At 57.9% G+C, this 26450-nt stretch carries 31 protein-coding genes and 1 pseudogene; 6 read left to right on the top strand and 26 right to left on the bottom strand.

The window, feature by feature from the left end; translation table 11 throughout:
* Positions 1–14: 14 nt before the first annotated feature.
* Both MJA45_RS04320 and MJA45_RS04315 read right to left on the bottom strand, forming a co-directional pair.
* Entirely contained in the window at positions 15–509 is a 495-nt protein-coding gene (locus MJA45_RS04320; RefSeq protein WP_315606058.1) for a DinB family protein, read from the bottom strand.
* Positions 510–606: 97 nt separating this feature from the next.
* On the bottom strand, positions 607–1563 hold the full coding sequence (locus MJA45_RS04315) for a D-2-hydroxyacid dehydrogenase family protein (RefSeq protein ID WP_315606057.1): 957 nt from the start codon (positions 1561–1563) through the stop codon (positions 607–609).
* A gap of 201 nt (positions 1564–1764) precedes the next feature.
* Here MJA45_RS04315 and MJA45_RS04310 point away from each other — a divergent pair, with 201 nt between their 5' ends.
* Both MJA45_RS04310 and MJA45_RS04305 read left to right on the top strand, forming a co-directional pair.
* On the top strand, positions 1765–2184 hold the full coding sequence (locus tag MJA45_RS04310; RefSeq protein ID WP_315606056.1) for a DUF1259 domain-containing protein: 420 nt from the start codon (positions 1765–1767) through the stop codon (positions 2182–2184).
* 48 nt (positions 2185–2232) lie between these two features.
* Entirely contained in the window at positions 2233–2655 is a 423-nt protein-coding gene (locus tag MJA45_RS04305) for a DUF1259 domain-containing protein (protein WP_315606055.1), read from the top strand.
* Between the two features lie 163 nt (positions 2656–2818).
* On the opposite strand, the gene MJA45_RS04300 is transcribed toward MJA45_RS04305, so the two are convergent.
* Complete coding sequence (locus MJA45_RS04300) at positions 2819–3232, bottom strand: winged helix-turn-helix transcriptional regulator (RefSeq protein WP_315606054.1); 414 nt, start codon at positions 3230–3232, stop codon at positions 2819–2821.
* Between the two features lie 129 nt (positions 3233–3361).
* Here MJA45_RS04300 and MJA45_RS04295 point away from each other — a divergent pair, with 129 nt between their 5' ends.
* On the top strand, positions 3362–3835 hold the full coding sequence (locus MJA45_RS04295; protein ID WP_315606053.1) for an SRPBCC family protein: 474 nt from the start codon (positions 3362–3364) through the stop codon (positions 3833–3835).
* 117 nt (positions 3836–3952) lie between these two features.
* On the opposite strand, the gene MJA45_RS04290 is transcribed toward MJA45_RS04295, so the two are convergent.
* The 9 genes from MJA45_RS04290 to MJA45_RS04255 form a co-directional block, all read right to left on the bottom strand.
* Positions 3953–5188 (bottom strand): ComEC/Rec2 family competence protein, encoded by a 1236-nt coding sequence (locus MJA45_RS04290; protein WP_315606052.1) that lies wholly within the window; start codon positions 5186–5188, stop codon positions 3953–3955.
* Between the two features lie 32 nt (positions 5189–5220).
* Positions 5221–6084, bottom strand: a complete 864-nt coding sequence (locus MJA45_RS04285; RefSeq protein WP_315606051.1) for an amidohydrolase family protein — start codon at positions 6082–6084, stop codon at positions 5221–5223.
* 162 nt (positions 6085–6246) lie between these two features.
* Complete coding sequence (locus MJA45_RS04280) at positions 6247–6582, bottom strand: glycosyl hydrolase family 28-related protein (protein ID WP_315606050.1); 336 nt, start codon at positions 6580–6582, stop codon at positions 6247–6249.
* A gap of 804 nt (positions 6583–7386) precedes the next feature.
* Positions 7387–7470: a putative holin-like toxin gene (locus MJA45_RS28600; protein ID WP_407083140.1), complete on the bottom strand. Its 84-nt coding sequence runs from the start codon at positions 7468–7470 to the stop codon at positions 7387–7389.
* Positions 7471–7573: 103 nt separating this feature from the next.
* The gene (locus MJA45_RS04275) at positions 7574–7945 is read right to left on the bottom strand and encodes a hypothetical protein (RefSeq protein ID WP_315606049.1); all 372 of its coding nucleotides are present in this window, start codon (positions 7943–7945) and stop codon (positions 7574–7576) included.
* Between the two features lie 32 nt (positions 7946–7977).
* Entirely contained in the window at positions 7978–10425 is a 2448-nt protein-coding gene (locus tag MJA45_RS04270; RefSeq protein ID WP_315606048.1) for a DEAD/DEAH box helicase family protein, read from the bottom strand.
* A complete protein-coding gene (locus MJA45_RS04265; protein WP_315607934.1) occupies positions 10409–10735 on the bottom strand; it encodes a nucleoside triphosphate pyrophosphohydrolase in 327 nt (108 codons plus the stop codon). The genes MJA45_RS04270 and MJA45_RS04265 overlap by 17 nt, the downstream gene beginning before the upstream one ends.
* 61 nt (positions 10736–10796) lie before the next feature.
* Positions 10797–11747, bottom strand: coding sequence for a helix-turn-helix transcriptional regulator (locus MJA45_RS04260; RefSeq protein ID WP_315607933.1), 951 nt, complete (start codon positions 11745–11747; stop codon positions 10797–10799).
* A gap of 74 nt (positions 11748–11821) precedes the next feature.
* Positions 11822–12223: an HIRAN domain-containing protein gene (locus MJA45_RS04255; RefSeq protein WP_315606047.1), complete on the bottom strand. Its 402-nt coding sequence runs from the start codon at positions 12221–12223 to the stop codon at positions 11822–11824.
* A 220-nt stretch (positions 12224–12443) separates the two neighbouring features.
* Between MJA45_RS04255 and MJA45_RS04250 the strand changes: the two genes are divergently transcribed.
* On the top strand, positions 12444–14186 hold the full coding sequence (locus MJA45_RS04250; protein ID WP_315606046.1) for an HNH endonuclease: 1743 nt from the start codon (positions 12444–12446) through the stop codon (positions 14184–14186).
* Positions 14187–14371: 185 nt separating this feature from the next.
* Here the strand turns inward: MJA45_RS04250 and MJA45_RS04245 are convergent, their stop codons facing one another.
* The 5 genes from MJA45_RS04245 to MJA45_RS04225 all read right to left on the bottom strand — a co-directional run bounded on the left by MJA45_RS04245 (position 14372) and on the right by MJA45_RS04225 (position 17830).
* On the bottom strand, positions 14372–14713 hold the full coding sequence (locus MJA45_RS04245; RefSeq protein ID WP_315607932.1) for a DUF1801 domain-containing protein: 342 nt from the start codon (positions 14711–14713) through the stop codon (positions 14372–14374).
* Positions 14714–14715: 2 nt separating this feature from the next.
* Complete coding sequence (locus MJA45_RS04240) at positions 14716–15201, bottom strand: YciI family protein (RefSeq protein WP_315606045.1); 486 nt, start codon at positions 15199–15201, stop codon at positions 14716–14718.
* Between the two features lie 106 nt (positions 15202–15307).
* Positions 15308–16576 carry an RNA polymerase sigma factor gene (locus tag MJA45_RS04235; RefSeq protein ID WP_315606044.1) on the bottom strand — a complete coding sequence of 423 codons (1269 nt, stop codon included), beginning with the start codon at positions 16574–16576 and terminating at the stop codon, positions 15308–15310.
* The gene (locus tag MJA45_RS04230) at positions 16573–17007 is read right to left on the bottom strand and encodes a YciI family protein (protein WP_315606043.1); all 435 of its coding nucleotides are present in this window, start codon (positions 17005–17007) and stop codon (positions 16573–16575) included. The genes MJA45_RS04235 and MJA45_RS04230 overlap by 4 nt, the downstream gene beginning before the upstream one ends.
* Before the next feature lie 25 nt (positions 17008–17032).
* On the bottom strand, positions 17033–17830 hold the full coding sequence (locus MJA45_RS04225) for an alpha/beta fold hydrolase (protein WP_315606042.1): 798 nt from the start codon (positions 17828–17830) through the stop codon (positions 17033–17035).
* Between the two features lie 280 nt (positions 17831–18110).
* On the opposite strand from MJA45_RS04225, the pseudogene MJA45_RS04220 reads away from it, so the two are divergent.
* Both MJA45_RS04220 and MJA45_RS04215 read left to right on the top strand, forming a co-directional pair.
* Positions 18111–18752: pseudogene (locus tag MJA45_RS04220) on the top strand (DUF2278 family protein); the annotation flags it as partial.
* A 733-nt stretch (positions 18753–19485) separates the two neighbouring features.
* Positions 19486–20328 carry an SDR family NAD(P)-dependent oxidoreductase gene (locus tag MJA45_RS04215; protein ID WP_315606041.1) on the top strand — a complete coding sequence of 281 codons (843 nt, stop codon included), beginning with the start codon at positions 19486–19488 and terminating at the stop codon, positions 20326–20328.
* Here the strand turns inward: MJA45_RS04215 and MJA45_RS04210 are convergent.
* The 9 genes from MJA45_RS04210 to MJA45_RS04170 all read right to left on the bottom strand — a co-directional run bounded on the left by MJA45_RS04210 (position 20325) and on the right by MJA45_RS04170 (position 26440).
* Positions 20325–20732 carry a VOC family protein gene (locus MJA45_RS04210; protein WP_315606040.1) on the bottom strand — a complete coding sequence of 136 codons (408 nt, stop codon included), beginning with the start codon at positions 20730–20732 and terminating at the stop codon, positions 20325–20327. The two genes, MJA45_RS04215 and MJA45_RS04210, sit on opposite strands and share 4 nt — an antisense overlap.
* Positions 20733–20806: 74 nt before the next feature.
* Positions 20807–21373, bottom strand: a complete 567-nt coding sequence (locus MJA45_RS04205; protein WP_315606039.1) for an HXXEE domain-containing protein — start codon at positions 21371–21373, stop codon at positions 20807–20809.
* Between the two features lie 174 nt (positions 21374–21547).
* Positions 21548–21853: a hypothetical protein gene (locus MJA45_RS04200; protein ID WP_315606038.1), complete on the bottom strand. Its 306-nt coding sequence runs from the start codon at positions 21851–21853 to the stop codon at positions 21548–21550.
* Between the two features lie 194 nt (positions 21854–22047).
* The gene (locus MJA45_RS04195) at positions 22048–22386 is read right to left on the bottom strand and encodes a DUF6092 family protein (RefSeq protein ID WP_315606037.1); all 339 of its coding nucleotides are present in this window, start codon (positions 22384–22386) and stop codon (positions 22048–22050) included.
* The gene (locus MJA45_RS04190; RefSeq protein ID WP_315606036.1) at positions 22358–22897 is read right to left on the bottom strand and encodes a nitroreductase family protein; all 540 of its coding nucleotides are present in this window, start codon (positions 22895–22897) and stop codon (positions 22358–22360) included. Before MJA45_RS04190 ends, MJA45_RS04195 begins: the two co-directional genes overlap by 29 nt.
* A gap of 29 nt (positions 22898–22926) precedes the next feature.
* Positions 22927–23787, bottom strand: coding sequence for an NADPH-dependent oxidoreductase (locus MJA45_RS04185; RefSeq protein ID WP_315606035.1), 861 nt, complete (start codon positions 23785–23787; stop codon positions 22927–22929).
* Positions 23784–24731, bottom strand: coding sequence for an aminopeptidase (locus MJA45_RS04180; protein ID WP_315606034.1), 948 nt, complete (start codon positions 24729–24731; stop codon positions 23784–23786). The genes MJA45_RS04185 and MJA45_RS04180 overlap by 4 nt, the downstream gene beginning before the upstream one ends.
* A gap of 43 nt (positions 24732–24774) precedes the next feature.
* Positions 24775–25446: an AroM family protein gene (locus tag MJA45_RS04175; protein ID WP_315606033.1), complete on the bottom strand. Its 672-nt coding sequence runs from the start codon at positions 25444–25446 to the stop codon at positions 24775–24777.
* A gap of 46 nt (positions 25447–25492) precedes the next feature.
* Positions 25493–26440 (bottom strand): DUF1177 domain-containing protein, encoded by a 948-nt coding sequence (locus MJA45_RS04170; protein WP_315606032.1) that lies wholly within the window; start codon positions 26438–26440, stop codon positions 25493–25495.
* Between the last annotated feature and the right edge of the window lie 10 nt (positions 26441–26450).

Here is a 26450-nt window from a genome sequence, read left to right as displayed (position 1 = left end):
ATGTATTTCGCAACTCAGTTCTTCGCTGCCTGCATGGCTTCCCATTCCTCACGGCTTGGCCCATAAATGCCCGGCACCTTAAGGCCGGCCTGACGCATGAGAATCGTCATTTGACCGCGATGATGGGCCTGATGCTGAATAACAAACCGAAGGAACGCATGAATCGGCATGTCATGGCCGAAGAAATTGCGGACCTCTGCAAGCGAAGCGTCTGTCCATTGACTATCAACCGCCTCCAACATTGCCGTACTATCGTGACGATACGCCTCCGCGATGGACTTGGCCGATGAGGGCTGGTCAGCTTTAACCGCGGTAGAGAAATTCAAACCCGTCAGGGATAACAGAAAATGCACCGCTCCGGTTACGTGCGCAGCCAGCTTACCCAAGTTGGTGAAACCCGGTGCTACCTCTTGACCGAGCGATTCGTCCGTCAGCGCCTCCAGTACCCTTTGCGTTAATGCCGCTTCCTGCTTCCATTCCCCTTTAAATTCATCCAAGCTTCTAAACATGTCCAAACCCTCCTACCCAAAGTAATGTCCTTTTATTTTCTACAAGGACCGGATTTTTCCCTTTTCGTTACTAATCATTCACAAAAATTCTCTTGCCTCATGTCAGCACGCGAACCGGTGTCCCGGATAAATAAGCTTCGATATCCTCAACCACATCCCGATAAAACGCCTCATAATTCGCTTTCGATACATAGCCGATATGCGGCGTAGTGAGCAGATTCGGAAGTGACCGGTACGGATCGTCCTTCGGCAGCGGCTCCATTTCAAAAACATCGACCGCGGCGCCGGCGATCCGGCCGTTCCGCAAAGCCTCGGCGAGCGCGGCTTGATCGACGATCGGCGCACGCGAAGTATTGATCAGATAAGCCGACGGCCGCATTCGTCCCAGCTCCTCGGCTCCAATCAAGCCTCTTGTCCGGTCGCTCAAGACAAGATGAATGGAGACAAAGTCGCTGTTTTCCAGAAGCTCCTCCTTGGAGGCGGCCAACCTTACGCCTGCTTCATCGGCGCGCTCCTTGGTTAAGTTCTGGCTCCACGCCATGACCTCCATACCGAAGGCTTGGCCGAATCGGGCGATTTGGCTGCCCAGCTTGCCGAGTCCGAGTACGCCGAGCGTCTTGCCGTACAAATCTGCTCCGATCGTGCTTTGCCACCCCCCGCTGCGAATGGCGTTGTGCTCCTGCACAAGGTTGCGGGCCAGCGCCAAGAGCAAGGCCCATGTGAGCTCGGCGGTAGCGTTACCTGCACCGCCCGTCCCGCAAACGAGGATTCCTTGCGAAGCGGCAGCGGGTAGATCGATGGACGCATTACGCATGCCTGTGGTCACGAGCAGCCTCAAGCGCGGAAGCCGGGCAAGCAGCGGGGCGCGAAACGGAGTTCGTTCCCGCATGATCACGACAATATCGCAGTCGGCGATCTGCTCTGCCAGTTCATCCGGTTGGTCGATATGCCGATGGATGGTTTTGACCTCCACCTGTTCCAAAATCGGAGACCAATCCGCCGCAGTTAACGCCACTTGCTGGTAGTCGTCCAATATCGCGCAGCGAAGCTTCATATATCATCCCTCCTTGATCGCACGGCGTCGGTCGAGTACCGACGCCAGCACTATTTTACCATAGCTAGGCCGTGATCACGGGAAGGCCTCTTTCCTGCAGCTGGTCGCCCTAGTATTTTTTTAAAAAGATTAGTAGTTAGTCCAATTCCTTTCTCTTATTTGATCATACTCTATTTCGAATAAGATCAAAGGAGGATCACTATGGCACAACAGGTGAAAGTAAGTCCGCAATTTAGAAGGCTTTGTATGCAATTCGGCAAAATCTTGGGAGGAGAATCGGAAATTGATGCAGGTCCGGTTTGTTTTGTCACGCGAATGACGAACTTAAAAGAAACGATCTTGGGAAGAAGAACGCGCTCTCCTCTGGTTCAAATGCAAATGTTCTCGTTTGAATCGCTTGATCGTTCGGGGCGTGCGCTATGCTTGGGTGAGACTGCCCTCCATCAAGATCAGGTTAATCGTTTGATGTCGAATCTCCGTAAACGGGGGATAAAAGTGACGGCCGTTCATAATCACTGGTTAAAGGAAAATCCCCGGTTGATGTATATGCACTGGGAAGCCATCATGAATCCTGTTGTATTTGCCAGAAAAACCAAAGATTCGATCGCCTTCTTGGGTTAAGGCGCCGTCGAGATTCAAATATATTTATTTAGGAAAGGATGATTTCGTATGGGGAACCAAGTGAAAGTAAGTCCTCGCTTTAAAAGACTATGTGACCAATTTTCTACCATTTTAGGTGGAACAGAACATGAAATTACAAAAGGTCCGGTTTGTTTTGTTACTAGAAACAGGAGAGTCAACGCCTCTATTTTAGGAAGACGGACCACCTCTCCTTTGGTTCGTTATCAGCTTTTCTCGTTCGAATCCCTGGACAAATCCGGACGCGCCCTCTGTTTAGGGGAAACGGCCCTCTTCCAAAACCAAGTCAATCGATTGCTATCCAATCTTCGCAACAACGGGATTAAAGTAACCGCCGTCCATAATCACTGGCTGTTTGAGAACCCGCGTCTTATGTATATTCACTGGGAGTCGATCGATAATCCCATTGACTTTGCAAAGAAAGTAAAACGGTCTATTGCTTTCTTGGGGTAATTCCCCCGCAAGGGATCCTCGACTTTTCTTAGAGCTGTAGTGGATACAGCTCTTTTTTGTGGTCTGAGTCAGGAGCAGGAGAGTCGCCAAAAAAGGCCCGGATGCTTCAGAAAATCGATCAACTCCGGCCGGCGGACCGAGGGCATACCCGAGCACAAACTCCTCAGGAGGTTACATCACCGAAGTTCTGCAGAAGGCGCTGCTCCAGCCCTTTTTCATTGGCCTTTAATTCCTGCATGATTGGAATCCTCATATCGGTATCCGGGTTGTACTTAAGCCCCCAATGCATAATGGCAAACACGATCGGAAACAGATCGAGAGCCTTTTGGGTCGGCCGGTACATAGTCTGGGCCCGGTTGGATTGCCCTTCCTTCTTAACGAGTAAACCGGCTTCCGTTAGAGACTGGAGCCGCGCGCTTAAAATATTGGTGGAAATGCCTTCTCGTGAAGCGAGAAACTCCCGGTAATACCTCTTGTTATGGATAAGGACGTCCCGGAGAATAATCAGGCTCCAGGGATCACCCCATAGGTCAAGTGCGTATACGATTGGACAAACGGATGGGGTTCGCTTTTTCATGAGCCTGATTATACTCACGATGCTTGCTTATTACAAGTATTAAGCCTTTGATTTTTGTACTTGCATTTTGAAAGTATGGGAATTATACTCTAGTGGTAATCACTACCATATCGAAGGAGAGATCAGGCTATGGAGCAAAGCTACAGCACTTCTTTTACCGTAAACCAACCCGCCGACGAAGTCTTTCAAGCTATCAATAACGTACGCAGCTGGTGGTCCCATGACATCGAGGGGGATACCGCTCAACCCGGTGCGATCTTCCGCTACCGCTTTAAGGACATCCACCGGTGCACGATGAGGATCACCGAATTTCTACCCAACGAGAAGGTCGTCTGGCATGTCATGGATAACTTCTTCAGCTTTACAGAAGACAAATCGGAATGGAAAGATACCACTATCGTTTTCGAAATTTCCCGGAAGGACGGCCAAACGGAAGTCCGCTTCACCCATGTGGGCTTGGTTTCCGAGTTTGAGTGCTATACCGCTTGTCAGCAAGGATGGAATCAATACATAAACGGGAGCTTGCAGCAGCTGATTGCGACGGGACAAGGACAACCTAACGTCGGGGAGGCCATTACGGAAAGCGAGCAAGCGCTCGGTTGAGGAAAGGGGCTCTTAAGGAAGAAAGACGCTGAGGGGTCAATGTGCTATTCCCGAAAAAATGGTTTCGAGCGCAGTAATGACAAAAAAAGCCCGCGGTTTCCGCGGACTTCTTTTGTCTTATGGTTGGGTAACGGTAAGATCCGTCCCCCCAAATTCAACATTTACATTTCCTGATTTGATGGTGGATCCGGTCCAGTTAAGGAGCGCATAATTATTGGCTTGCAGCGCATCGATAATCCTATTATCCGTTCCGCCGCCTTTTCCACTTAAAAAGTACATTTTTTGCAGAACCGTGCTTTTCAAGGTTTCTTTCAGTGTGCTGGTCGCGTCTGTCAAATCGGCGGAAGTCGGGCTCGTTATATGATGGTTCTCATAATAGGTATTCACTATGTCATTATAGCTGTTGGTCACGATCGCATACTTAGGATTGAGGGTGCTGGCAATGGAATCCGGCATGAGGCTAAAGTAGAAACCATGATGGGCCACCTGATAAACACTAACATTTCCTACGACCTCTTGTATCTTTTTCCCAACCTCATAAGAATAATTCTGATTGCTATTCTCCCCTACGTCAGCGCCCAAGTAGGTTCTGAAATTGGTGCCCGTACTGGTTGTGCATTTTAGCAGCAAAGGGGCTGCGTTCAAGTTATCATCCCATGTTCCGGACAACTGTTCGATGATAGACTCATGATTCCAGTTGTTTCCGTTAAACCAGGTCATGGTAAATTTACCGAAGGTGATCGTATCATAGAGGCCAGCCGATACATAGCTGCCTTGTGCGTTTTTAGTAAATTTCTCAATTTTCGCCTTGAATTTGTTGGCGGATAAGCCTCTAAGCTCCGTTAAGGATCCCACATCATTGTCGAAGGCTTCATAAGGCTTTATTTTCCCGATAGGCATGCTTTTGGCCTTGGCAGCCGTTATGATCGTATCTGCTCTATTGGCAATACTGGCTTCACCGGGATAAGTAGAGGCGGGATCGGCTACGTCCTTGATATAAAGGGTCGTGTTGGCATTCGCAAAACCAGCGATGGCCGCTTCGGCACCTCCTGCATGATCCCCATGCATATGGGAGAAGGCGATAAAAGACAATTTGGTCGTTCCCAATACGGAGGTTAAGTAGGGCTCTACATAGGTGGTGTAATCTCCACTCGAGCCGGTGTCAACCAACCCATAGCTCGCCGTCGTCCCACTAATGGTTTTGATCAGGGTGGCATTTCCCTTTTCCCCGAGATTGATAAAATAAACGCCGGCTTCCGCAGGAGCTGTTGCAAAGGAGGTTGCGTTTACCATAAGCAAACTCATACAAAATAGGACAACCACGGAAAATCTCATTCTCCATTTTGTTTTCATCCTAATCCTCTCCCTTGTTTAGATTAGATGACCTACTCCAGCGGAACAAGCTTCAGGGCATTCTCCGCATAAATCTTCCGGAGCACGGCTTCCGGCAGCCCCAATTCATTCAGGAACTCCTGGTGGACATTATCCAAATAATCCCGCCCGTACAGAATCCGGTCCTGGAATTCAGTCAGGAACGACCGGGCAAACTCCGGGTCGCGCTTGAACGCGTTGCAGCCGGAGCCGGCCGAGATGTCGCAGTACAGGTTCGGGTACTTGTGCAGCATCTCGACGACCTTGCCTCCCGGCTGGATGGGGCCCGTTGGGTAGGCAGCCTTGTCGTATTGGTCATCCCCGGACAGATGGGCCCAGAAGCCCGGAGCATGACCGAGAAAAATGGTTTCCGGGCAGGCTTGAACGGCCCGTTCAAATGCTCCGATCCCTCCGCCGTACCACCAGTTAGGCCGGGGATAGGCATAGCCCGTCGCAAACTCATAGTCGATATGCACGACCACCGGAAGCCCCTTCTCCCCGCAGTACCGGTACAGCCGGATGGCATCCGGGTTATCGTACATCATCCGCAGCTTCAGCTCTCCGTACACCCTTACCCCATAGAGCTCGACGGCATGCTTCAGCAAATCGATCGCTTCCGGCCGGCGCGGATCCGGGGCATATCCAAGCACAAACTTGTCCGGTCGCTGCTGCACATACGCCACGCACCGCTCGAATGGAATCGGGCCATTCCCTCCGACAACGGGAACTTTGGAATTGTACTGGGGATCGTACTCGCTGGCCGGGCACTCCCAGCTGAGCAGCCAGGTCCGGTCGATATTATACTTTTCCATGTTGGCGAGAAAGCGGGTAATGTCATACCCGTACCAATCGGGATGGTTATGCGCGTCGATGATCATTGGTTTATCCTCCTTAGACCAGATCGTATACCTTCTGATTCGTAGCCGCGTTCGTTACGGTAAAGCCTTTGAAATTGTTTCCCATACTGACGAAAATATTGGACGAGGGCGGCGACACGGACAAGCCGACGGAAGCTACGTGGTCGTGCTGTAATTCCGCACTTAGCTCCCCTGCTTCACCACATACGTTCCTTCCGGGACGAAGACGATCACGGACTTGCTGCTGTTCGCCGGATTGGCCGTATCTTTGGCGACATCGAACTCCGCCTGGAAGGCGGCATAATCATCGGTTACCCCGTTGCCCACGGCACCGTAATCCTTACCATCAATGTACGCGCTTACAGTACTGGCCGATGCCTTCTGCGGTTCGGAGAGCCATCCCCCTGAGGCCATGGCGACTCCAGCCAAGCCTACCGTTTTCAGCAGGCTCCTCCGGTTCATTCTTACTTCCGTCTGCCTCTTCTGTCCATTCGGGTTCCGGTCCGTGCTCTTGTCCATTCCTCGTCCTCCTCATGAGAAATCCTAGACTTCCTGCGCCTATCCTCTATGGCTCGAAAAACAAGTCGGGCAGCCGGATGGGCCTGCCCCGCCTGCTTCCAGGTGGGTTCCAAGCGATGGAGCAGCGGGCTTGTTCTTCCCCCAAATTGTACCATACCGGTTTCTTTTTAAGGTGACTTTTAGGAGGCAGCGTTAAAAAAAATCTCCCTATCCGAAGGATGGGAGGTGGGGTGGCCAGGTCTGGGCCTAAAAGCATAAAATCAATAGACTTATAGACTCATATTTATAGATTTAATAAAGGAAAATAACGGAATTCGCCGAATTAAAGAGGGGTATTTAGCATTCAATGGTAACTATCTTCTTTTAAGAGGTGAGGACGGATGGGATCGCAGGCAAGATTGATGGACACAAGCAAGCGGATCGTAGAAATCGTATAGTTACGACGAGGCTCTGCATTTCTTAACATCGGAAGGGTAACCCCCGCCTGACAGGCGTTCCCGTTTAAGACGACTGATCCGTTTTTCTTCCAATTAGCCCCAGCCGAGCGGCATCGGATTATCAGAGAATAAACGCTCGTCAAAAAAAGAGACCCTCCGGTGTCTTCGGTTTTAGCCGGATGGCGGGTGGATGAGATTTTATTGCAATAACCCAATCCGCATTGATTCGTATATTTCATTCGTGGTAAGATTAGAATAGAAAGAAGAGCCGGGGGCCTAATCCCGACTCTAATGTAACCTCTTGGTGGGATTACCTCCGAGGGTGAAGCCGCAGAAGTAACCCACTAGGCCCTTAACCTACGGTGGGTTACTTTCGTTTATCGATGTAGGTCAGCAGCGCGATCAAGAAGATCCCGAAGGTGAGCATTATCGAGATAGCGGAAGTTTCCATAGCATGACCTCCTCTCTGGAGGTCAGACTATCCCACGCAAGGCAGTTACAGTTGAATTATACCAAATTCTGAGAGTCTAGCATACGCTGGGCTCTTTTGCTTTCTACCAAACCCATTCCGCCAGAAGCTTCGTATGCTTAATCATCCGATCCGTTCTCGCATTCCGGTCCAGGTACACTTCCGCGATCCCCGCTTCGCCAAGGACATCCGACACAATGTTGGCGGTTCGCAAATTCGAGTCTCTCCGTTCCTTGATCCTTCTATCCAACCCGTCTTTCGACTTCTCCCTAACCCGGTTGCTGCAGTTTTGAGGGAGTGCCTTCCCGGGTGCTTCGTTCAGAACCCCCATCGCAACCCGAATGAGCTCGGAATCGATCTTTATCCCCCGAAGTTTAAAAGGAAACTGCGGACGTGAGCCGCTAATCACCGCTACGGCCCTGTCCAACACTTCCTCGGCCAATCCTTCCTTATGCATTCTAGTAGCCCCTCCCTATATCGTGCAGCCTCTTAATGAACCACCGGCTGCTTCTGACCCTTACGCTCAAAATGATAGTGAAGCCGGTACTGACAAATCTCCAGCGTCCAACGGTACAGAATCCGGCTTTCCGGCGGTCCCAGCTGATCAAGCTTCAGAGAGAACACTCCGTCCTCAAACGTCGTACGGCTGCCCTTGGACGAGCTCCATTTGGTCATCGGCATGTCGGCGATGAGCCGGCTGACACCGGTTTCGTTATAAACCCATAGCTTCCGAGAGCTGGGGTCCGAGAAATCGATCCGCTTCCGGTGCTCCTTCTCCGTGAGGTAGCGGTGAAAGAACGGAGCCGCCTCCTGCGGCGTTATAGGCTCCGTCCAGCGTTCCGGTCCGCGCTCCAGCATGTAGAGCAGGATAATCATTTTGTAGCTCTTGTTCATGGCCGTCTTCTCGGTGTCGCGCAGCCAGTCCTCGTATTTCAGGAAAACCTCCGTCTCCTCCGGCGTCAGGCCGTCCGCCCAGTGAAGGAATCCGGCATAGGAGCCGAATTCCCCCCGGTACTCCCCACTTCCGGACTGTCCGTGCAGATGGAGCTCCAGATAGGACGGAATCCGGCCGAGCTCGCTTTTCAAATCCAGAAAGGACCTCAGCAACTGGTCCCGGTGCGGCATCCGCTTGCGGCTGAGCTCATCCAGCAGGTTGATGACGCCCGTCTCCAGATTAAGCTCGCAGCCCTCGGGCACGGAGGCGGCAAACGGCTCCCTCCGGCCTCCTTTCACCTCCCCGGGATCCCCCGAGAACAGCCCCAGCTTGATATCCGCATTCCGGTAATTGCCGATCAGGTCGATGATGGAGTAGAACGCCTTCCCTTCCGCGAGACGCAGGCCCCGCCCGATCTGCTGGGTAAACACGGTCAGCGATTCCGTAGGCCTTACGAATAACAGCGTGTCCACGCTTGGAATATCCACGCCTTCATTAAAGAGATCCACGGTAAAAAGAACCTCCAGGCTGCCCTCCGTCAGCCACCGGATCGCTTCCTCGCGGGTGATGCCAACGGTACCGGAATGCAGTCTTACCGAAGGAATGCCCTGTTCCTGAAAATAACGGGCGAGAAAGTCCGCCTGGCGGATGGACGAACAGAACCCGATGGTCCGGGTCTGCCTGTGTCTCTTCCATGCCTCCAGCACCTTCTCCGCCTGGCTTTCCTTCAGCTGGGCGGCAGCCAGCTGCTCTTCGTCATACCGGGTGCCCATCCACCGGATAGCGGAGTAATCCGTATCGTCATAGACGCCGTAATACCGGAAAGGCGACAGCCAACCCCTGCGGATCGCCTCGATAAAATGAATCCGGTAAGCCACGTTCCCTCCGCAGATGGCGTAAACGTCCTTCCCGTCCATCCGGTCGGGGGTGGCCGTAATGCCGAGCAGGAAGTTCGGCTTGAAATAGTCGATCACCGCTTGGTACGAGGCTGCAGCGGCATGATGGAATTCATCCACTACGATCAGATCGAACCGCTCCGGAGTGAAGGCCTCCCGGTGTTTCTTCATCCCCAAGGTATAGATGGAGGCGAACACGCAGTCCGCTTCCCCTTCCTTCCGCTGGCCGTTGTAGAGCCCGCTTGTCCGTTCCGGCATGATTCGTTGGAAGGATTTTTGCGCCTGGTACAGAATTTCCTCCCGGTGGGCGACGAACAGGATTCGGGTGAAGCGGGTGCCGAAGAACCCGGCCAGGTAGGTTTTGCCGAGGCCGGTCGCCATAATAACCATGGCCCGGTTGTATTCTTCCTCGAGCGTCCGCTCAAGCTCCTCCAGAGCGGCCTCCTGGGCCGGTCTCGGTTTCATCGGAACCACGCCCGTTTCCAGGGAATCAGCCGCCGGTTCTTCTGTAGCGGTAACCCGGTATTCCGCCTCTTCCATTTCCGTAATCTGACGGATGAGCTCCGGATTCTTCTGATGGTAAAGCCTGTATTCGTCCTCGTACAGGGCAATGGTGTCTTCGTGGAGCGGCAGCGTGGAATCGTGATAGAAGTTTTGCATGAATTTGTCCAAAGCGATCTGGAAGGTGTACGGCTCCGCCTGCGCATTCATGGCGAGATTCCATTCCATGCCCATTTTCATGGCCGAAAGGGAGAAATTGGAGGAGCCTACGATCAGTATGCCTTCCCCGTTCTCATAGTCAAAAAGGTACGCCTTCGGATGAAAAGACGCCCCGGCGCTGCGCCACAGCCGGGCCTCCAGCCGGTCGTCGATCTGCCGGAGGGCCCGGAGTCCTTCCGGCTGGGTGACAAAAAGGTAGTCTCCCGCCAGTACCTTGACCTCCGCCCCTTTGTCCAGGGCGCTTTTGAGATGGGGGGCTAGCAGACGGACCCCCGACTGCATCACGAAGGAGGTCATGATGTAAATGGCGGAGGCATTCTGCATGCCATGGATCAGTTCGTCCCCCAGATTCTCGGTAATGAGCTTAACGTTAAGCGTCGGCTGCATCGATCAAATACACCCGGTCCTGGAACCCGCCGCGTGCCTCCGCTTTCTTTGCCCTCAGGGCTTCCAGCTCCTCTCCATCCGCCCCGTGGACTTCCGCCAGAGCCCGGATGACCTCCAGCATGTCCGCCAGCTCTTCCAAGGCTTCCCTGGAATCCTCCGCTTGAAAATATTCCTCCGCTTCTTCCCGGAGCTTCGTTCGTAAGGCTTCCCGGTACTCCTCCGCATCCAGAATGCGGGTTCGGAACGGTTGACCGCTTGCTTCTATGATTTGCGGGATTTTATCCCGGACCAGCTTGTTGTAGACGGGCACTTCGTTCACCTGCTTTATTTTTAGATGGATTAATCGTTTACCCCGCTAACCCTGCCGACCATCACCCATAAAGCCGGCTCCATTTTGCCAGCCGCTCCTTCATCGACTCGCGGTACGACCTTGGCTCCAGAATCTCCGCGTCCTCCCCATACTGGAACACCCAGTTAAGGAACTCGCGGTCATGGTTCAGCGTCACCTCGAACAGCAGGCCGCCGTCCGGAAGATCGGTCATCTTCGGCTTCACGAAGAGCTCTTCCTCTTTCACGTACCGCGCCACCACCGGGGAGAACCGCACCTTGAAGGAGATCTGCCCCTGCCCCCGCTCAATGGACCAGGTGTTCTTCATATACTGCCGGAGGTTGAAATCCCCGCGGCGGAAAAAATGCTTCGTGATCTCCACGCGGCGAAACCGGCTCAGCCGGAATGTCCGGATGGCCTCCGCCTGATGGCAGTAACCGATCAGGTAGAAGCGCTGGTCGCGCGGCACGAGGTAGTACGGGTCGATCTTCCGTTCCGTGAGCTCGTTGCGGCTTTGGGTATGGTAGACGGCGGAGATGGTTTTCTCGGCGAGGATGGCCTGAATGACGGGAAGCAGGTAATTCGGGGATTCCTCTTTATAGGCGGGCGAACCCATCTGAATGATGTCGGTCACGTTCTGGAGAATGTCCTGATCGCGCCTTTTCTGCTTGAGATGGGAAGCCATGACTTTGTCATAGGCGGTATCGAAGCCCGGGGGAAGGCTGCTCCGGTCGACGAAGGAAGGCAGCATGGAGAACACCAGCGCCTCCTGCTCCGTCCAGTTAAACGGATACAGGGCAAAATCCCCCGCGAACGTATACCCTTTGCCGTATCCTTCGTTGGTGATGGGGACAAGCGAATCAAGCGCCCGCAGGTCCCGGTAGGTGGTCCGGACGTCGGTTTCACACCGGTCGGCGAGCTCCGGAGCGGTAATGCCCGGTCTTGCCTGAATCGCCTGGACGATGCGGAACCACCGGAAGAACTTCTCTGCCATGCTGTACACTCCCAAGGTCCTAATGTCTTCCATGGAAAGATTCGACAATTTAGGACTTTTTCCCTTCTTTTTGGTTAAAAAAGAGGTTTTCGCTTGTATTCTCCGCCAGGACTCCGGGGATAGGGAATCCGAATCGGCTCTTCCTCCTCCCAAGGAGAAGAAACGATAGGCCATCCGGTCACCTCCTCGGCGGCTTCCACGATAATGGTGTCCCGCACAATGAAGCGGATTACGCCATAAAAGACTTCCTCCACCTGGTCGTACGCCCGCCCCGCGCTCCGGCAGCCCGTCGGTACCGTATGCGGGCTGTTGGCGACATAGCCGATCTTACCCAGAGGTTCGAGCTCGGCGCGGATGGCGTCGGGGTCGTGGCGGTTGTCCGGTTCTTTGACCAGGCGCAGCCACAGTCCGGGCTTCAGGAAGTCCGCTCCGTAATAATGGGTCGTTCCCGTGACGGCCAAATAGATGGTTCCCATGGTTGGTCTCTCCTCTCTCTTGCCTCCATTATGCCGGAGGAGTGTGGCGGAGCCTGTCAGCGAACGTATGGTCGGGAGAAAATTATCCGATAGCCCTTCCCATCGCAGTACCTTGAAGGCCTTTGGACCCGTTACCAAGTTACAATTGGGATTTCCTTGTGTATACTATAGATATAGACAAGTTGCTGCGGAACTTGAAAGAAATGACGAGGTGGACATCATGAAACACGAGCCGAACGGCTCGATCAGGCGGGGATCGGCAATTACCCGTATACAGGAGGAAAGGCATCCGGGCGGCGGAAGCTTGTCCCTGCTCGATAACAACACAAAGGGCGGCAAGCCCGCGGACGGATTTACCGGAGAAGAAGCGGCGGTCAAAACGTGTACGCACTGCGGCCGTTCCCTTCCGCTCAGCGAGTTCAAACGCCGCTCGGGACGGCGGTCCGGCCGGACCGGACGCCGCGGCGCCTGCCGCACGTGCCGTCAGCTTCTGACGGCACAGGGAGAAGCAGCAGAGAACCGGGACGGCACCGCTCAGGAGCCGGGTATGCTGCTGAAAGCGGCGGCCGGGATAGAACGGAGCTCCGATCCGGCGAGTGATAAGGCAAAAGACAAGAACGGAGTGAAACGTAAAGAGAAAGCGGCTCCAACCGGGATGGACGGAAAGGCAAGGCCTGGCATGAAAGGGGAAGCGGAAGGGGCGGAGCCGGCCGGCAAGGAAGATGCGGTACTGTCCGCACAGAACGGAGAAGCTGGAGAAGCAGCTCCGGGCAAAAAGACGGGCAGAAGCCGGGTATCCTCCAGGAAGAGGAAGCGGCGTACCTCTGCTTCCGGCGCGCACGAGCGCGACACCGCTCTGCTTGAGGCGGAGAAGCTTCCGGAGGCCGGTGAGCAGGCGGACAGGAGCGAAGCGGCATTTGCGGCAGGCCGTCCGCGTGACCGCGGGGCCACCGAGGCTCCGCCGCAAGTGAGCGGCGAGGAGGCGAATGCACCGGGAGCCGAGGCAGTGGCTGTGGGGACCGAGGCGGAGGGCGCCGATGCCGGCGCTCCGGAGGCAGGCGAGGATGGCGGCAGCAAGCGCAAGCGCCGCCGCCGGGGCCGCCGTCGGCGCAAGGCTGCGGGGGCGGTGGCTCTCGCCGGGGCTGACGCGCCAAGCGCAAGCGGCGCCGCCAAGGCCGCGGGAGCGCACGCTTCGGCCGTGACTGCCGCGGAGGCGGTTGCCGCCCCTGGCGCAGCCGCTGCGCGAGATGCGGGCCCGGCTGCAAGCGAGCCGTCCGAGCCTGCCAGCGCAGGGCCGCGCGACGCGGGTCCCGCCGGGGCCGGGTGGCGTGCCCGCGCGGGCACGGCGGCGCAGGAAGCGGCTCCTGCGGACGGAGCCGCGCCGACCGGCGATGGCGCAGCCGACGCAGCGCAGCCGCCGGAGGCGGAGGCCCCTGCCTCCGCGCCGCGCAAGAAGCGCCGCCGCCGCAATCGGCGCGGAGCCAAGGCCCGTGCGCGGCTCGCTGATGGCGGCAGCCTTGGCGAGGCGGCCCTGACTCCGCCGCGGCGCATCCGCCGGCCTCTGCCGGTGCCGCCGCCGCGGCCGAAAGGGCCGGACGTCTCGGTGCTGCGCCCCACCCGCGCAGGCGTGATCAAGATGCGCGGCCGCACCGATAAAGGCCGCCGCTGGGTTCAGGACACGGACCTCGCCACCGCGATCAACCTGGTGATCGAGCACGCCGCCGTTGTGGTGAATCCGCATACGATCCGGCGCCTCTATTCCAGCCGGTCGTTCCGGCAATATATCCTGGAGCGGGACAAGTACACCTGCTTCTTCTGCGGCGAATACGGCAATACAATCGATCACCTCGTGCCGCGTTCGAAGTCCGGCCACACAACGCCGATCAACTGCGTCTGCGCCTGCCACCTCTGTAACCAGAGCAAGGCGAGCCGCGACCTGGACGACTTCTACGAAGACGAGTAAGCCGGGCACCTACACCGCCCGACCGCACGAAAAGGCTGCTTCCATGGGAAAGCAGCCTTTTCGTGTGATCATTTGAGTTCCTGGACGCTTCAGCGCTCTCAAAGCCTCTTTATCCATGATAAAACCGGCCAGCTTACCAAGTCTGCTCCCCCCCGGTCCGGGGCTCCGGTCCTGGTGTGCAGCTCCTACAAAGCCTCCGAAGCGGCCTTCACCCAGGAGGTCAACTGACCGGGGTCAAAGGAATCCCCTTGGTGAAGCTTCATCGTCTTCCTTTCCGGCGGGCCGTCGAACCGGTCCTCCGGAAGCTCCAGCGCGGCCGCGTTAAAGATGGTGAAGCTCACCGCGTCCTTCGAGGTGGAGATGACGGCGGCATACTTGCCGTTCTTCAGGAAGTGCGGCTTCTTGTATTGAATCCGCTCCTGCGCGTCGGGAATGGCCCCCTGAACCGCCTTGCGGAGCCCGGCGGACAGCTCCTGCTGCCAAGGCTCTTTCAACGCTTCAATAAAATCCGTTACTTCTTGGTTCATCATTAGCCACTCTCCTTCGAATGTAAGTAATCCGTGAATTTGTCCTTCTGAAGCCCCCGTTCCGCCGCATGCAGCAGCTGCAGCCGGAGGTCGGCTTCCATGGTCCGGATCCCCGGTCCCCGGCGGCTCTCTTCCCGCTCCTTCAGCTGGCGCAGCTCAAGCCGGTACGCCCCTCGTCCCGCGGGGACCGGCATCCGCAGCACCCATTGGAGCGCCTCGTCCTCCGACTCGACCTCCAGAACCGCGTAGGCGGCTACAAGCCCGCCATCCGAGGGAAAAGGCCCCGCCTCCACCTCCGGCTCTCCTCCTGCCGCCGGGTAGGTGATTCGCATACCGGCCGCGCTCGGGACCAGCTCCTCGGAGGCAAGCAGCGCACCGGCGCCGGCTAACGCCCGACGGTAGGCCGCCATGGCTTCCACGTGCTCCGGTCCTGGCCCTATGCCCGCTTCCGAGAATCCCGTCGCCTGAATCATGACCATATATCTCATCCGTTTTCCCTCCTCGCGGGAGGATTGCAACCTCTCCGGTCCGATCCCCTCCCTTACTTAGACAACGAAGAGGAGCGCCTGCAATCGACATGCCGCACGAAAAAAATTATTCCCCCTCCGCCATATTCCCGCAAGCAGCGGCACGGTTCAGCAGCAGCGTCCGCTCCCGCTCGTTGCGGGTCATGGCGGCCGCCCGCTCGAACTCCGCCCGGGCTTCCTCGTGCCGGCCCAGCTTAGAAAGAAGATCGCCGCGCACGCTGGGCAGCAGATGGTAGTCCTTAAGCGCCGGCTCGGCGCACAGCTCGTCCACGAGCTGCAGCCCGAAGGCCGGGCCGAACGCCATCGAGACCGCGACGGCGCGGTTTAGCTCGACGACCGGCGACGGGGCCACCCGCGAGAGGGCCTCGTAGAGCGCAGCGATCCGCGTCCAGTCCGTCTCCTCGGGGGTAACGGCCTGGGCGTGGCACGCCGTGATCGCGGCCTGCAGCGAATACGGCCCGAGCGCCCGCCCGAGCCTCCGGCTGCGCTCCAGCGCCGCCAGCCCCCGGCGGATCAGGAGCCGGTCCCACTGGGCCCGGTTCTGATCCATCAGCAGCACCGGCTCGCCGTCCGCGTTGACCCGGGTGCGCAGCCGCGAGGACTGGAGCTCCATCAGGGCGACCAAGCCGTGAACCTCCGGCTCCCCGGGCAGGATCTCGGCCAGCACGCGGCCGAGCCGGAGCGCCTCCTGGCACAGCAGCGGCCGGGTCCAATGCTCGCCGGAGGTGGCGGAATAGCCCTCGTTGAATAGGAGGTAGAGCACCTCCAGCACGGCGGACAGCCGCTCCTGCAGCTCGGGGCCGGCCGGCACCTCGAAGGGGACCTTCTCGGCGTTCAGCGTCCGCTTCGCCCGGACGATGCGCTGGGCGATGGTCGACTCGGCCGCGAGAAAGGAGCGCGCGATCTCCTCGGTGGTCAGGCCGCCCAAAAGCCGGAGCGTCAGCGCTACCCGGGCCTCGCGCGACAGCACCGGATGGCAGGTCATGAAAATCAAACGAAGGAGATCATCACCGATCTCCCCGTCCAGCCGGCTGTCCGCGTCGTCCTCGGTGTACAGGCTTGTTTCCCGCGCCAGTTCGGCATACTTCTCGTCGCGCCGCTTGCTTCGCCGCAGCACGTCGATGGCCCGGCGCTTCGCGGTCATCATGAGCCAGGCGCCCGGATTGGCGGGAATGCCCGTCTCTGGCCAGCGCTCCAGCGCAATGACGAGCGCATCCTGGGCGAGGTCCTCGGCCAGGCCCACGTCGCGCACCATCCGCGTCAAGCCGGCGATGACCTTCGGCGATTCGATCCGCCAGATCGTGTCTATCGTCCGATGGGCCGGATTCGGGCTCACGCTTTATTCCGCTCCCCCAGCTTCATGCGCAGGGCGTTTTCCTTTTCCTGCGATTCCGGGTTTTCCATGATGTCCTCCACCTCGTACACCTGCCGCAGCTCGATCTCACCCTGCCCGAAGCCATGGGGGTCCGGCATCCGCATCGCCCATTCGATCGCTTCTTCCCTGGACTTCACTTCAATGAGCGTGTAGCCCGCGATCATTTCTTTTGCCTCCGTAAAAGGCCCGTCCACCACCTTCGGCTTGCCTCCCGGCTCCGGATACGAGATGCGGACGGCGCCCGCGCTCGGCATCAGCCCATCGGCCGCAAGCAGCACCCCGGCCTTCACCAGCTCCTCGTTATATCTCTGCATGGCGTCAATCAGTTCCTGGGTCGGCTTGACGCCGGCCTCCGAATCGGTCGTCGCTTTTACGATCATCATGAATCTCATCGTTATCCCTCCTGGTTGGTGTTATCTACAAAAACGCCATCAGCTCCGAAGCCACCATACGGGCATTCAGCTTCTTTGTATGGCCTAGCCCCTTCCTGCTCACCAGCTTCCCTTGGGGAAGGGCTTGCGCCAGCGCTTGGGCCGCATGCCGCAAGGAAGCCGGGCTTTCCGGCCCCTCCAGGACCAGCGCGGGCATCGAAACGCCGTTTGTCAGCTCCGTTGGCAGCGGCTTCCCTTCCGAATAGCCGTCCAAGAGAGCCGCATCGTAAGGAAGCGTGTGAGCCAAGGCCATAAGCTGCGACCATACGGGCATCCAACGCAGCATCGTCACTACGAAGGACGGGGCGCCCATCCCCTCGGTCATGAAAACCTTGACCGCCTCCGCCCGGCGGCCCTCCGCCACCAGCCCGTTCACGCGTTTGCCCAAGTCCTTCGGCGGCCGGCGGTCTTCGGGCTTCACCACGAACGGAGGCTCATGCAGCGCGAGCTTCGAGATGTTCAACCCGCGGGCCGCCGCCCGCAGCGCCAGCACGGCACCCGAGGACAAACCGTAGACATAGGCGGAACCGCCTGCCGCGTCGATGATGGCCTGCAGGTCCTCGATCTCTTTTTCCACCGAGTAGGGTCCGGTGTCCCCGCTGTCCCCGCGTCCTCTGCGGTCATAATTGAAGACGGTGAAGCGCTCCGCCAGCTGTTCGGCCAGATGAACCTGTCCCGGGAATTTCCGGTAGCTGAACGCTCCGGCGACGAGAATCAAGGCGGGCCCTTGGCCTATCCGGTCATACGCGATAAAAGTTCCATCCTTGGAAACGGTAGTGTGCATCGTATCTCTCCTTTGCTTTCCCTGTCATGGAAGACGCTCTTAGTAACACAACGAAGGGATGACGACGGAATCGACATATCCATTAAAAATAATTTTCGCGGCCGGCAGCCTGTTTTCCTGCCAGTTCTACTGAGGCTTCGTTCCACCAGGGCTCGGTCACACAGCAGCTTCCCTCCTTTATCCCCACCGGCTCATTCGACACGGGCGGCGGTCTTCTTTATGCTAGAGGAAAGGAAGATAGAGAACTTAGGGAAAGAACCTAGAGAAAGAGGGGCATCCGATGCCGATTCGCTACGGGGTGCTGAAGGGGAAGGCGGTCGACCGCCGGCGGGGAACCCTGGACAGCCTGCATTATCAGATTAAGGTCATGGCCAAGGGAGTGCCTTACCGGGTGGCCGTTAACGTCAAATCCCGGATCCGGCCGTATGATTTGCTCTACTGGGCGGACGAGCAGTTCGAGCATGAAATTACGCGCGAGCTGGAGCGGCTGCCCGAAGGTTACACAGAGCTGGAAAACCGCCCGGGCGGCATAGCGCTGGATTTCATCCGCAGCAACCTTTTCGATCCGGCTCTCATGAGGCCGCTGCCGTTCGACCTGCCGGGGGCGGACAACGATCTCAATGAGAAAATGGACCATTACTTCGCCAAAGCCGCCGCCTCGAAGGACGCGAGGCTGTATGCTTTTGGGGAGCCTTGGGGGCCGGAGGCGCAGTCGCCGGACCGGATGTTCGGCTTCGAGCCCGGACAGGGCATGCATAACGTTCATATGAACCAGGGCAACGCTCGGCCTTACCGCAAGGATGACGGCGTATACCAGGACGGCGCGCTCCTGTTTCACTTCCCTGCGGAGAACCGCTGGATCGGGGTCTTCCTCGCCTTCCAGTCGCAAAGCTGGCATACCGATGACACGACCGGCCATGCGCTCGGCGCTGGGCGGACCCTCCAACCGCCGGTTAGGGCGGAAGGCGGGAATGAGCCGGGATTGGCAGGCACAGCGGACCACGGCATCGCGCCGGGACCGGCGGGCTTTCCTCCGCAGCAGCCTGGCACCGCTGACCGAGGGGCCGGGCTGGAGCCGGAGGCTGGTCGTTCTTCGCGGAATGCCGACCGGCCAGCTAGCCGGCAGCCGGGTACCACCGACCGAGTTGCCAAGCGGGGGCCGGCGGGTATTTCCTCACAGCGGTCCCCCGCTCCCGAAGGCGAGCCGCTCCCTCCACGCGAGGGCGAACTACCGTCTTCCGCGTTGCCGGACCCTTTTCCCGGGCCGGTCTACCTGGCGGGAGCGCGTGTCTATTCCGCCGGGGCATACGTCCGGGAAAGCGTCACGCTCGTGAACGCCGGTGACCGGCCGGTGGACTTGAGCGGCTGGACGGTCACCAACAAGATGAAGGCGAAGCAAGCATTGAGCGGAACCCTTCAGCCGGGCGAGTTCCGGACGTTCGAGTTGGAGCGGCTTCCCGGCGGGGGGCTTTTTCTCGGGGAGCAGGGCAATCTCCTCACCCTCCTCGACCCTTCCGGGCTCAAGCGGCACGGCGTCTCCTACACCCACCGCCGGGTCCGGCCGGGCTGGACTATACGTTTCTGATCCATTATGACACTAGGTGTCATAAATCCTTTTGTAGAATAGAAACAGAACACGAAAGGGGATGAACGTTGTGAAGAAACCGCTGGAAGGAAAAATCGCTCTCGTCACAGGGGCAAGCCGGGGTGCCGGACGGGGGATCGCCGTCGAGCTTGGAGAAGCGGGGGCCACGGTGTATGGATCTGGAAGAAGCTTGCGGGGGGCGACGACACTCGGGTTTCCAGGCAGTCTCGACGAAACTGTCGAAGCCATTCAAGCCTCGGGGGGAACGGCCTTCGCCTGCCGCTGCGATCATACGAACGACGAGGAAACGAAGGGCCTGATCGAGAGAATCCGCCGGGAGCAAGGGCGGCTCGACATCCTGGTGAATAATGTTTGGGGTCTGCATGAGCTGGAGTCAAATCCTCATCCCAAGCCATTCTGGGAGTATCCTTTGCAGATGTGGGACGCGACCTTTCAGAGGGGGGTCCGCGCGCAGCTGGCGACGAACCATTTTGCCATCCCGCTTATGCTCGAGACCGGCTCCGGCCTAATCGTCCATACCACGTTCCGGGACCGGGACAAGTACCTGGGGAGCTTCTACTACGACTTGGCCAAAAATGCGATCAACCGCATGGTGTTCGGGCTGGCGCAGGATCTGGCCGGCACCGGCCTGGCGGCGGTGGGGGTCTCCCCGGGCTGGATGCGGACGGAGCTCGTGCTGAAGGCTTTTCATACGGATGAAGAGCATTGGCAGGAGGTCGGGGAGCTGCAGCAGACCGAATCGCCCTATTATGTCGGGCGGGCCGTAGCGGCCCTGGCCGCCGATCCGGAGGTGCGGAACCGAAGCGGACAGGTGCTCCTGACGGGCGACCTGGCGCGGGAATACGGGTTCACCGACCGGGACGGCCGCGTGATCCCTCCTTTTCGTCTCTAAGGGGACGGAAGATAATTGGATACTTCAATCAGGTTAAGATCCGGATCGCGGAAATAAACCGATTCGATTGGTCCCATCGCCCCTGTCCGTTTAACCGGCCCTTCGAGGATTGCAATGCCGGAAGCGTTCAGATGCCGAATGATGTCGGCCAGGGGCGTAGGGGAAACAAAACATAGATCCGCCGAGCCGGGGACCGGATGATGGGCTTTCGGCTCGAACTCTTTGCCCTGCTCGTGCAGGTTGATCTTCTGCCGGCCGAACTGCAGCGCACAGCGGCCTTCTCCGAACCGGACCACCTCCATACCCATAATCTCCTCGTAAAACTTTACCGTTCGCTGAATATCCCGTACCGTCAGCACGAAATGGTCCAGCCGCTCGATGACGATGCCGGTTGGTTGACTCATTTTCATTTTTCCTCCTTATTCGCAGCCGATTTCCTCCAGGAATTATTTCGTACCAGACTATCGTAAAGTATCGTTTATTCGAAATCCAATCCATTCTTGAACAGGCGGGTCCCGGTCTTATGCCCGAGCCAAAGCAGCGGGATGACTCCCCCGACCCCCAGCAGAAGCCCAAGTTCCGCCGTCGCCCAGGTCAGCAGATCAGCGGAGAACAGACGGTAGTATGCATAGATCGAATACGGAAGTACGAGAAGGACCGCTGTCGCGACGCCAGGCGTGTAGCGGCGAAGCAGAACGGACTGCCCCAGATGGGTGAAGGAATGTGCGAAAAAAACGGCCAGAGCCGCGGCGAACGGCAGCAAGCTTCCCCCTTGGTCCAACGCTATCCCTGCCCAGACGGTACAGAAGGAGACGCCCAGCAGCATGAAGCCGACTGCCACCGCAAAGGAGCCTGTCCGCATGCCGAAGATCTTATTAAGACGTTTGCCGATCCCCGAAGGCAGCCGCTTCTCTATCTCCATGCGGTTACGCCGCATGAAGGGCTCGACCGTCACAATTTCCTCGAGATCGTGAAACATAAAGACAATCGGCAGCAGCCAAATCACCGTATGCAGGGATAACACTTGATTCAGCCATGGAAACATAACGATACTTCCTTTCTACATTTAATTTGCAAGATAGAGATAGAAAAACACCCCTTAGAATTCATGGAAAGCATCGTAGGGCTCCCATTCTATTCTAAGGGGTATTCTTCAAAAAAAGATAACACTTTCTTTGCTTACGACTTGCAAAAAACAAGGAATTGGATTTTGTCGACCTTACGCAAAAGCTGCACTGCTGTCAGCCGAGATGATTCCTTTAGAGATGAGAATCGAACGAGAACTGTTGTCGGAAGGGACATAACCTTTTTCCAGCAAATCGTTAATGTGAAGTTTATTATAAACAAAGCAAAAGACCCATGAGCTTAATCCGAAGGTGATAGAAGCGCACAGAAACTGAATAATCGCCCATTTCCAGTCTCCTCTGAAAATTGCCGGAAAGAAGCCAAAGAAGAACGTTGTCCAAGAAAATCCCAGTTTCCGCTGCTTTACCATTCCTACTTGGTTTTTCAAATTGATTATCATGTTAACCCCCACCTTATGAACTAGTTCTTAAGAACCAATATTTTTGATTATAAGGGAAATACATCCAAAAAGGAAGGTTTTTTAGGAATAAATACCCATAAATTTTATTGATTTCTCTCAAAACATCTTTTCCAGTAACTCTACCAGCCACCAAAAAAAGACCCAAAGGGCCGGAAACCCTTGGGTCTTCTTGTCTACTTCTCTGCCTGTTCCTTCCGGCGCGCATCCTCGAGCGTAACCTCCACCAGACGGCGGATGGCCTCGTCCAGCGCTTCGCCGAATGCCTCCGGATCGGACGTGGCCTGCCAGCGGTTTTCGCGGATGACGGCAAGCGGGCCTTTAACGGATTCGTCCCGAATGCCCGCATCCTCCAGCAGCTCGACTGCTTTAGTCAGCGTGTCGACTAAACGCATCGGGCCGTAGCTTGCCGGCTCCTTGCCCAGCGCCCGTGCGGCGGTGAGGACATACCCGACGAAATCCAAAAGCCGTTCATGCCGCTCTTCTTCAGATCGATTCCTTGCCGTATCGGTCATAGGACAGCACCTCCCTGGACGGCTTGCTCGTTTTCGGCCGCGGCGGCTGGTCCGCGTACCCGAGGGTGATCATCAGCTCGGGCACGACCTCCTCCGGCAGGCCGAGCAGCTGCTGGATCGCCTTCGCGTGAAAGGACCGGGCCGGACAGCTCGATACCCCGAGCGATTGCGCGGTCAACAGGATGTAGGCCGCCGCAATGCCCAGATTGACGAAGCGCAGCGTTTCGGCTGTATCCGCTCCGCCTTTGGATAAGGCTTCCACCCGGTTGGAGCAGAGAACCGCCACGGCGGCCGGGTTTCCCGAGACGCCCTGGGCAAATCGTTTTACCCTCCGGATCTGGTCCGGCTCCTGTACGATCACAAAATGCGATTCCTGCGCGTTGCTGCCGGACGGGCTGTTCAGCACGGCCTGCTCCAGCGCTTCAAACACTTCCCGGGGAAGCCGCTTGGTGGAATCGTAAGAGCGCGTGCTCCGCCTCGTTCTTATAGACTCTGCTACGTCTAGTACCATTGGTCATCTCCCGCCTTCCCTACCGCCGTCTAGCGAATCGTAAAACCAAGCTTCTCCACCGTCTGCTTCAAATTGTCCCGCAGGCTGGCCGACGCCGCGATCGTCTCCGGACGCGTGCAGCGTCTGGCGGAATGCTCCGTCCAGCCGTACTCCACGCCTTCCTTCTCGGGCTCGCCGGCAAGCGAGACCCGGCGGCCGTCGTACGTCCGGCGGGCCATCATCGTCCGGTCGTACTCGGCCAGCCCCTCCTCCAAGGAGGCGGTATCGTAACGTTCCTCGTGCACGGTCACTTGGGCTGGCAGCCGCGGCTTCACGCCCCGCCGCACGCCCTCCCGCTCGAGCCCGATGGCAAGACCCGCGAGCGCAAACACGCCGGCCGGGAAGTCCAGCTCCTGCGCGACAGCGGCCGGGTCGTTGCGGATGGAGCCCACCGGCACAGCGGCCAGCCCCATGGACTCCGCCGCAACGAGCGCGTTCTGCAGCGCCAAGGCTGCGTCGACGGAGGCGAGCAGGAACATCTCCAGCGTATCCGCCGCGAACCGGTAGCCCTGCCTCTCGGTCAGGTGCTTCAGCCGGTAGATGTCGGCACAGAACACAAGGAACACCGGGGCTTCGCTAATAAAGCCCTGGCGGCCGGAAAGCTCCGCCAGGCGGGCCTTCCGCTGTTCGTCCTTAACGACGAGGATGCTGTACGCCTGCAGGTTCGAAGAGGTCGGCGCACTTCTCGCCGAGGTCAGAATGGCCTCCAAGGCCCCTTCCGGAAGCGGCTTGTCCCGGAATCCCCGAACCGATTCGTGGGACGCGAGAACATTCAGCGTCTCGTTCTTAACACCAGCCGGAAGCTCGATCCCCTCAAGCTCCCAGCGGCTCCGGACCGGTTCCCCGCTCATAGTGTCAGCTTCCCGTTCTCCAGGATGATCCGCTCATCAAGGAAGACGTCCGGTGCCGTCACCACTCCGTCGATGTGAACGCCGGCCGAAACGGTTCCGCCGAACGTGTTGTTGCTGCCGAAGGCCACGTGAATCGTGCCGTACACCTTCTCGTCCTCCAGCACGACGCCGGTAATTCGGGCTTTGTCGTTGGTCCCGACGCCGAATTCCCCCAGCTGCCGGCCCTCGCCTTCGCCCAGCACGCCGAGCAGCCAGTCCGCCGCTTCGCCCTCGGCCCGGACAATCCGGCCCTTCTCGACGGTCAATAGCAGCGGCTCCCCCAGCTTGCCGTAGTTCGCGAGCGAGCCGTCGATAAGAATTTGGCCTTCGGCCGAGCCTTCCACGGGAGCGATGTACCCTTCCCCGGACGGCAGGTTGCCGGATTCGCCGGGATTCCGGTACACGCCCGTGCTCGGCACACCTTTTCTTCCGTCGATGGAGAAGGTGAGGGTGTAGCCTCCCTTCTCAATGCGGACCTGCTTGCCCTCCGTCAAAACCGCGGTTACCTGCTCCGTCCGTTCCTTGACTTCGGCATAATCCGCCGCGATGGCGCCTTCGAGGAACATATCCTCCGTAATGCCCGGCATGGTGGCCAGGCGGGCCCCTGCGGCAACGGCCGCTTTACGCGCCTGGGTATGCGTCAGCGAATGCTCGGTGATGCATAGGACGACCTGCGATGCGGCCATCGCCGCGGCAACGGGAGCCGGCGGCTCTTGGCCGGAGCGCTCCCTTTCCCGGATCACGGCGAGCATGGCTTCCGCACCCAGTCTTTTTCCCGCCTCATAAACGGATTCGGCCAGCTCCTTCTTGACATCATCGGCTACGATCAAGAAGGTTTCGCCGGCCTGCAGGCCGAGACAGTTTTGCAGCATTTTCACACTGACTTCCACAAGCTGTTCCTTCATCTGTATTCCACCCATCCTATAGAGTTTGGGGCATCTATCCCTATTAAATCATTTCCGAGACCAGCTTCGCCATCAGGGCATTGGACAGAACGACCGGTTTGCCGCTCAGGCGGTGCACCCGTTCCCGCGCCTCCTCCGTGTAGCCCATGCAGTCGAGCAGGATCAGGTCGGCCTCGTCCTTCAGCTTCTCCGCCGCCTTCTCATAGGCTCCTTCCTCGATCCGGTAAGGCGAGGCGATGCCGAACACCGGATTCAAGCCGACGGAGGTGTATTTCGGCAGCAGGCTGTCCGTCTGCTCCCGAAGCGGCACCAGAACGCCGAGACGTCGCCCGCCCGCCATCGCCTTGACCGCAGGCGGGATAATGTGGTCCGGCTCGATGAGATGAGCCGTTGTCGTCTTTAATCCCGGGAATACGCCGGTGCAGAGCAGCAGGATTTGATGGATTCCCGCCTCCTCCAGCTCCCGGATCTTCCTCTGCAGAATCGGCTGGATCTTCTCGCGCGAGAAGACGGCGGATTCCCCCGTCGTTAAACGGGACGTCAGAACGTATTCTCCGGGCTCCGGCTTAAGCTTCGTGTCGATCTCCTCTTTCGTACAACCGTCCAGCGCGCCGGCTTGAACCAGCTCGGCGCGGCCCTCGAGGTACCGCTCCAGAATCGGCGCCACATCCGTGCGGGGAGCCTGGCCGATCGTGACCATCCCTAACCGTTCCATCCGTCCTTCCTCCCTTTCTTGAAATCGGACAAAGAAACCCCCGGCGCTAAGCGCGCTGGGAGTTTTCTCCGCCGGTCTGTAAAATTTTCATGGAGCCATAGAGCTTGGTAATGAGCGCAAACTCTTCCTTATCGTAAAACTGCGCAACGCCGCCGGTAAACTCCTTGGCCACTTCCACCGCAAACCGTACGGCGGCCGCGATGTCGATCTCGTGGCTGGCGCCGGTGCCACAGCCCGGCACGGCCGATTGGGCCGTAACGGCAAGTCCGACAACCGGAGCGTCGGTCGCTACACAAGGCTGCAAAATCGAGTTGATGTGATACAAATCGTTGCCGTAAGGCGTAATATCCTGCGTCGTGACCGGGAACGTGCGGGCGAGCTCGCCTGTGGCCATTTCCATTATCCGCACGAGGTCCTCGCTAATGCGGAGGATGTACCCCTCCTTGACCGTAGGGGAGAGGGCGATGCCCTTATGGTTGATGACGCGGTTGCCCTTCGTCGTATCGATCGACAGGATCGCTTCCATCTCCGGCGTCACTTCGTGGTTGTTCATGGTCAAAATATCGACCGGCGAATCCATGAAGTCGACCGGCTCATGCGGCCGGGTCGGCGCATCCGGGCAGATGTGGGTGCTGACGATGACGTCGCCCGTCAGGGTGTCGCCTTTCGTCTGCATGTCCGCCAGCTTCAAGGCGGCGGCGACGGCCGCTACCGCGCCGTCGGCGTCGGAGACGAGGCCGATCCGGCTCGGGCGGGCGCCGATGCCGCCGAGGCGGCCGACGATCCCGAGGGTCGGCGCGCTGCCGCCTTGGCTTTTGCCTTCCGTTCCCGGAATGACGATCTTAACGAAATCCGTGCTTCCTTTGCTCCCCGTCACTTTGGTTACAGTAACAGATACGCCCGGGTAAGCGGCGAACAGCTCCTTGATTTGGTCTCCGTTGACATAGGCGCTGTCCATCGCCTCCAGCACCGTCATGGTGTGCTTCAGTGACATTTTGTTTCCT

Source organism: Paenibacillus aurantius (assembly GCF_032268605.1).
In the GTDB taxonomy this organism is placed as follows: Bacteria; Bacillota; Bacilli; order Paenibacillales; family NBRC-103111; genus Paenibacillus_AO; species Paenibacillus_AO aurantius.
The sequence above is the reverse complement of the archived record's forward strand: the minus strand, read 5'-3'. Positions and strand labels throughout refer to the sequence as shown.

What these genes read in the sequence shown, in the direction of transcription:
- MJA45_RS04320 (WP_315606058.1), bottom strand. Translation starts at nt 509, where the DNA reads ATGTTTAGAAGCTTGGATGAATTTAAAGGGGAATGGAAGCAGGAAGCG.
- MJA45_RS04315 (WP_315606057.1), bottom strand. Translation starts at nt 1,563, where the DNA reads ATGAAGCTTCGCTGCGCGATATTGGACGACTACCAGCAAGTGGCGTTA.
- MJA45_RS04310 (WP_315606056.1), top strand. Translation starts at nt 1,765, where the DNA reads ATGGCACAACAGGTGAAAGTAAGTCCGCAATTTAGAAGGCTTTGTATG.
- MJA45_RS04305 (WP_315606055.1), top strand. Translation starts at nt 2,233, where the DNA reads ATGGGGAACCAAGTGAAAGTAAGTCCTCGCTTTAAAAGACTATGTGAC.
- MJA45_RS04300 (WP_315606054.1), bottom strand. Translation starts at nt 3,232, where the DNA reads ATGAAAAAGCGAACCCCATCCGTTTGTCCAATCGTATACGCACTTGAC.
- MJA45_RS04295 (WP_315606053.1), top strand. Translation starts at nt 3,362, where the DNA reads ATGGAGCAAAGCTACAGCACTTCTTTTACCGTAAACCAACCCGCCGAC.
- MJA45_RS04290 (WP_315606052.1), bottom strand. Translation starts at nt 5,188, where the DNA reads ATGAAAACAAAATGGAGAATGAGATTTTCCGTGGTTGTCCTATTTTGT.
- MJA45_RS04285 (WP_315606051.1), bottom strand. Translation starts at nt 6,084, where the DNA reads ATGATCATCGACGCGCATAACCATCCCGATTGGTACGGGTATGACATT.
- MJA45_RS04280 (WP_315606050.1), bottom strand. Translation starts at nt 6,582, where the DNA reads ATGGACAAGAGCACGGACCGGAACCCGAATGGACAGAAGAGGCAGACG.
- MJA45_RS28600 (WP_407083140.1), bottom strand. Translation starts at nt 7,470, where the DNA reads ATGGAAACTTCCGCTATCTCGATAATGCTCACCTTCGGGATCTTCTTG.
- MJA45_RS04275 (WP_315606049.1), bottom strand. Translation starts at nt 7,945, where the DNA reads ATGCATAAGGAAGGATTGGCCGAGGAAGTGTTGGACAGGGCCGTAGCG.
- MJA45_RS04270 (WP_315606048.1), bottom strand. Translation starts at nt 10,425, where the DNA reads ATGCAGCCGACGCTTAACGTTAAGCTCATTACCGAGAATCTGGGGGAC.
- MJA45_RS04260 (WP_315607933.1), bottom strand. Translation starts at nt 11,747, where the DNA reads ATGGCAGAGAAGTTCTTCCGGTGGTTCCGCATCGTCCAGGCGATTCAG.
- MJA45_RS04255 (WP_315606047.1), bottom strand. Translation starts at nt 12,223, where the DNA reads ATGGGAACCATCTATTTGGCCGTCACGGGAACGACCCATTATTACGGA.
- MJA45_RS04250 (WP_315606046.1), top strand. Translation starts at nt 12,444, where the DNA reads ATGAAACACGAGCCGAACGGCTCGATCAGGCGGGGATCGGCAATTACC.
- MJA45_RS04245 (WP_315607932.1), bottom strand. Translation starts at nt 14,713, where the DNA reads ATGAACCAAGAAGTAACGGATTTTATTGAAGCGTTGAAAGAGCCTTGG.
- MJA45_RS04240 (WP_315606045.1), bottom strand. Translation starts at nt 15,201, where the DNA reads ATGAGATATATGGTCATGATTCAGGCGACGGGATTCTCGGAAGCGGGC.
- MJA45_RS04230 (WP_315606043.1), bottom strand. Translation starts at nt 17,007, where the DNA reads ATGAGATTCATGATGATCGTAAAAGCGACGACCGATTCGGAGGCCGGC.
- MJA45_RS04225 (WP_315606042.1), bottom strand. Translation starts at nt 17,830, where the DNA reads ATGCACACTACCGTTTCCAAGGATGGAACTTTTATCGCGTATGACCGG.
- MJA45_RS04210 (WP_315606040.1), bottom strand. Translation starts at nt 20,732, where the DNA reads ATGAGTCAACCAACCGGCATCGTCATCGAGCGGCTGGACCATTTCGTG.
- MJA45_RS04205 (WP_315606039.1), bottom strand. Translation starts at nt 21,373, where the DNA reads ATGTTTCCATGGCTGAATCAAGTGTTATCCCTGCATACGGTGATTTGG.
- MJA45_RS04200 (WP_315606038.1), bottom strand. Translation starts at nt 21,853, where the DNA reads ATGATAATCAATTTGAAAAACCAAGTAGGAATGGTAAAGCAGCGGAAA.
- MJA45_RS04195 (WP_315606037.1), bottom strand. Translation starts at nt 22,386, where the DNA reads ATGACCGATACGGCAAGGAATCGATCTGAAGAAGAGCGGCATGAACGG.
- MJA45_RS04190 (WP_315606036.1), bottom strand. Translation starts at nt 22,897, where the DNA reads ATGGTACTAGACGTAGCAGAGTCTATAAGAACGAGGCGGAGCACGCGC.
- MJA45_RS04185 (WP_315606035.1), bottom strand. Translation starts at nt 23,787, where the DNA reads ATGAGCGGGGAACCGGTCCGGAGCCGCTGGGAGCTTGAGGGGATCGAG.
- MJA45_RS04180 (WP_315606034.1), bottom strand. Translation starts at nt 24,731, where the DNA reads ATGAAGGAACAGCTTGTGGAAGTCAGTGTGAAAATGCTGCAAAACTGT.
- MJA45_RS04175 (WP_315606033.1), bottom strand. Translation starts at nt 25,446, where the DNA reads ATGGAACGGTTAGGGATGGTCACGATCGGCCAGGCTCCCCGCACGGAT.
- MJA45_RS04170 (WP_315606032.1), bottom strand. Translation starts at nt 26,440, where the DNA reads ATGTCACTGAAGCACACCATGACGGTGCTGGAGGCGATGGACAGCGCC.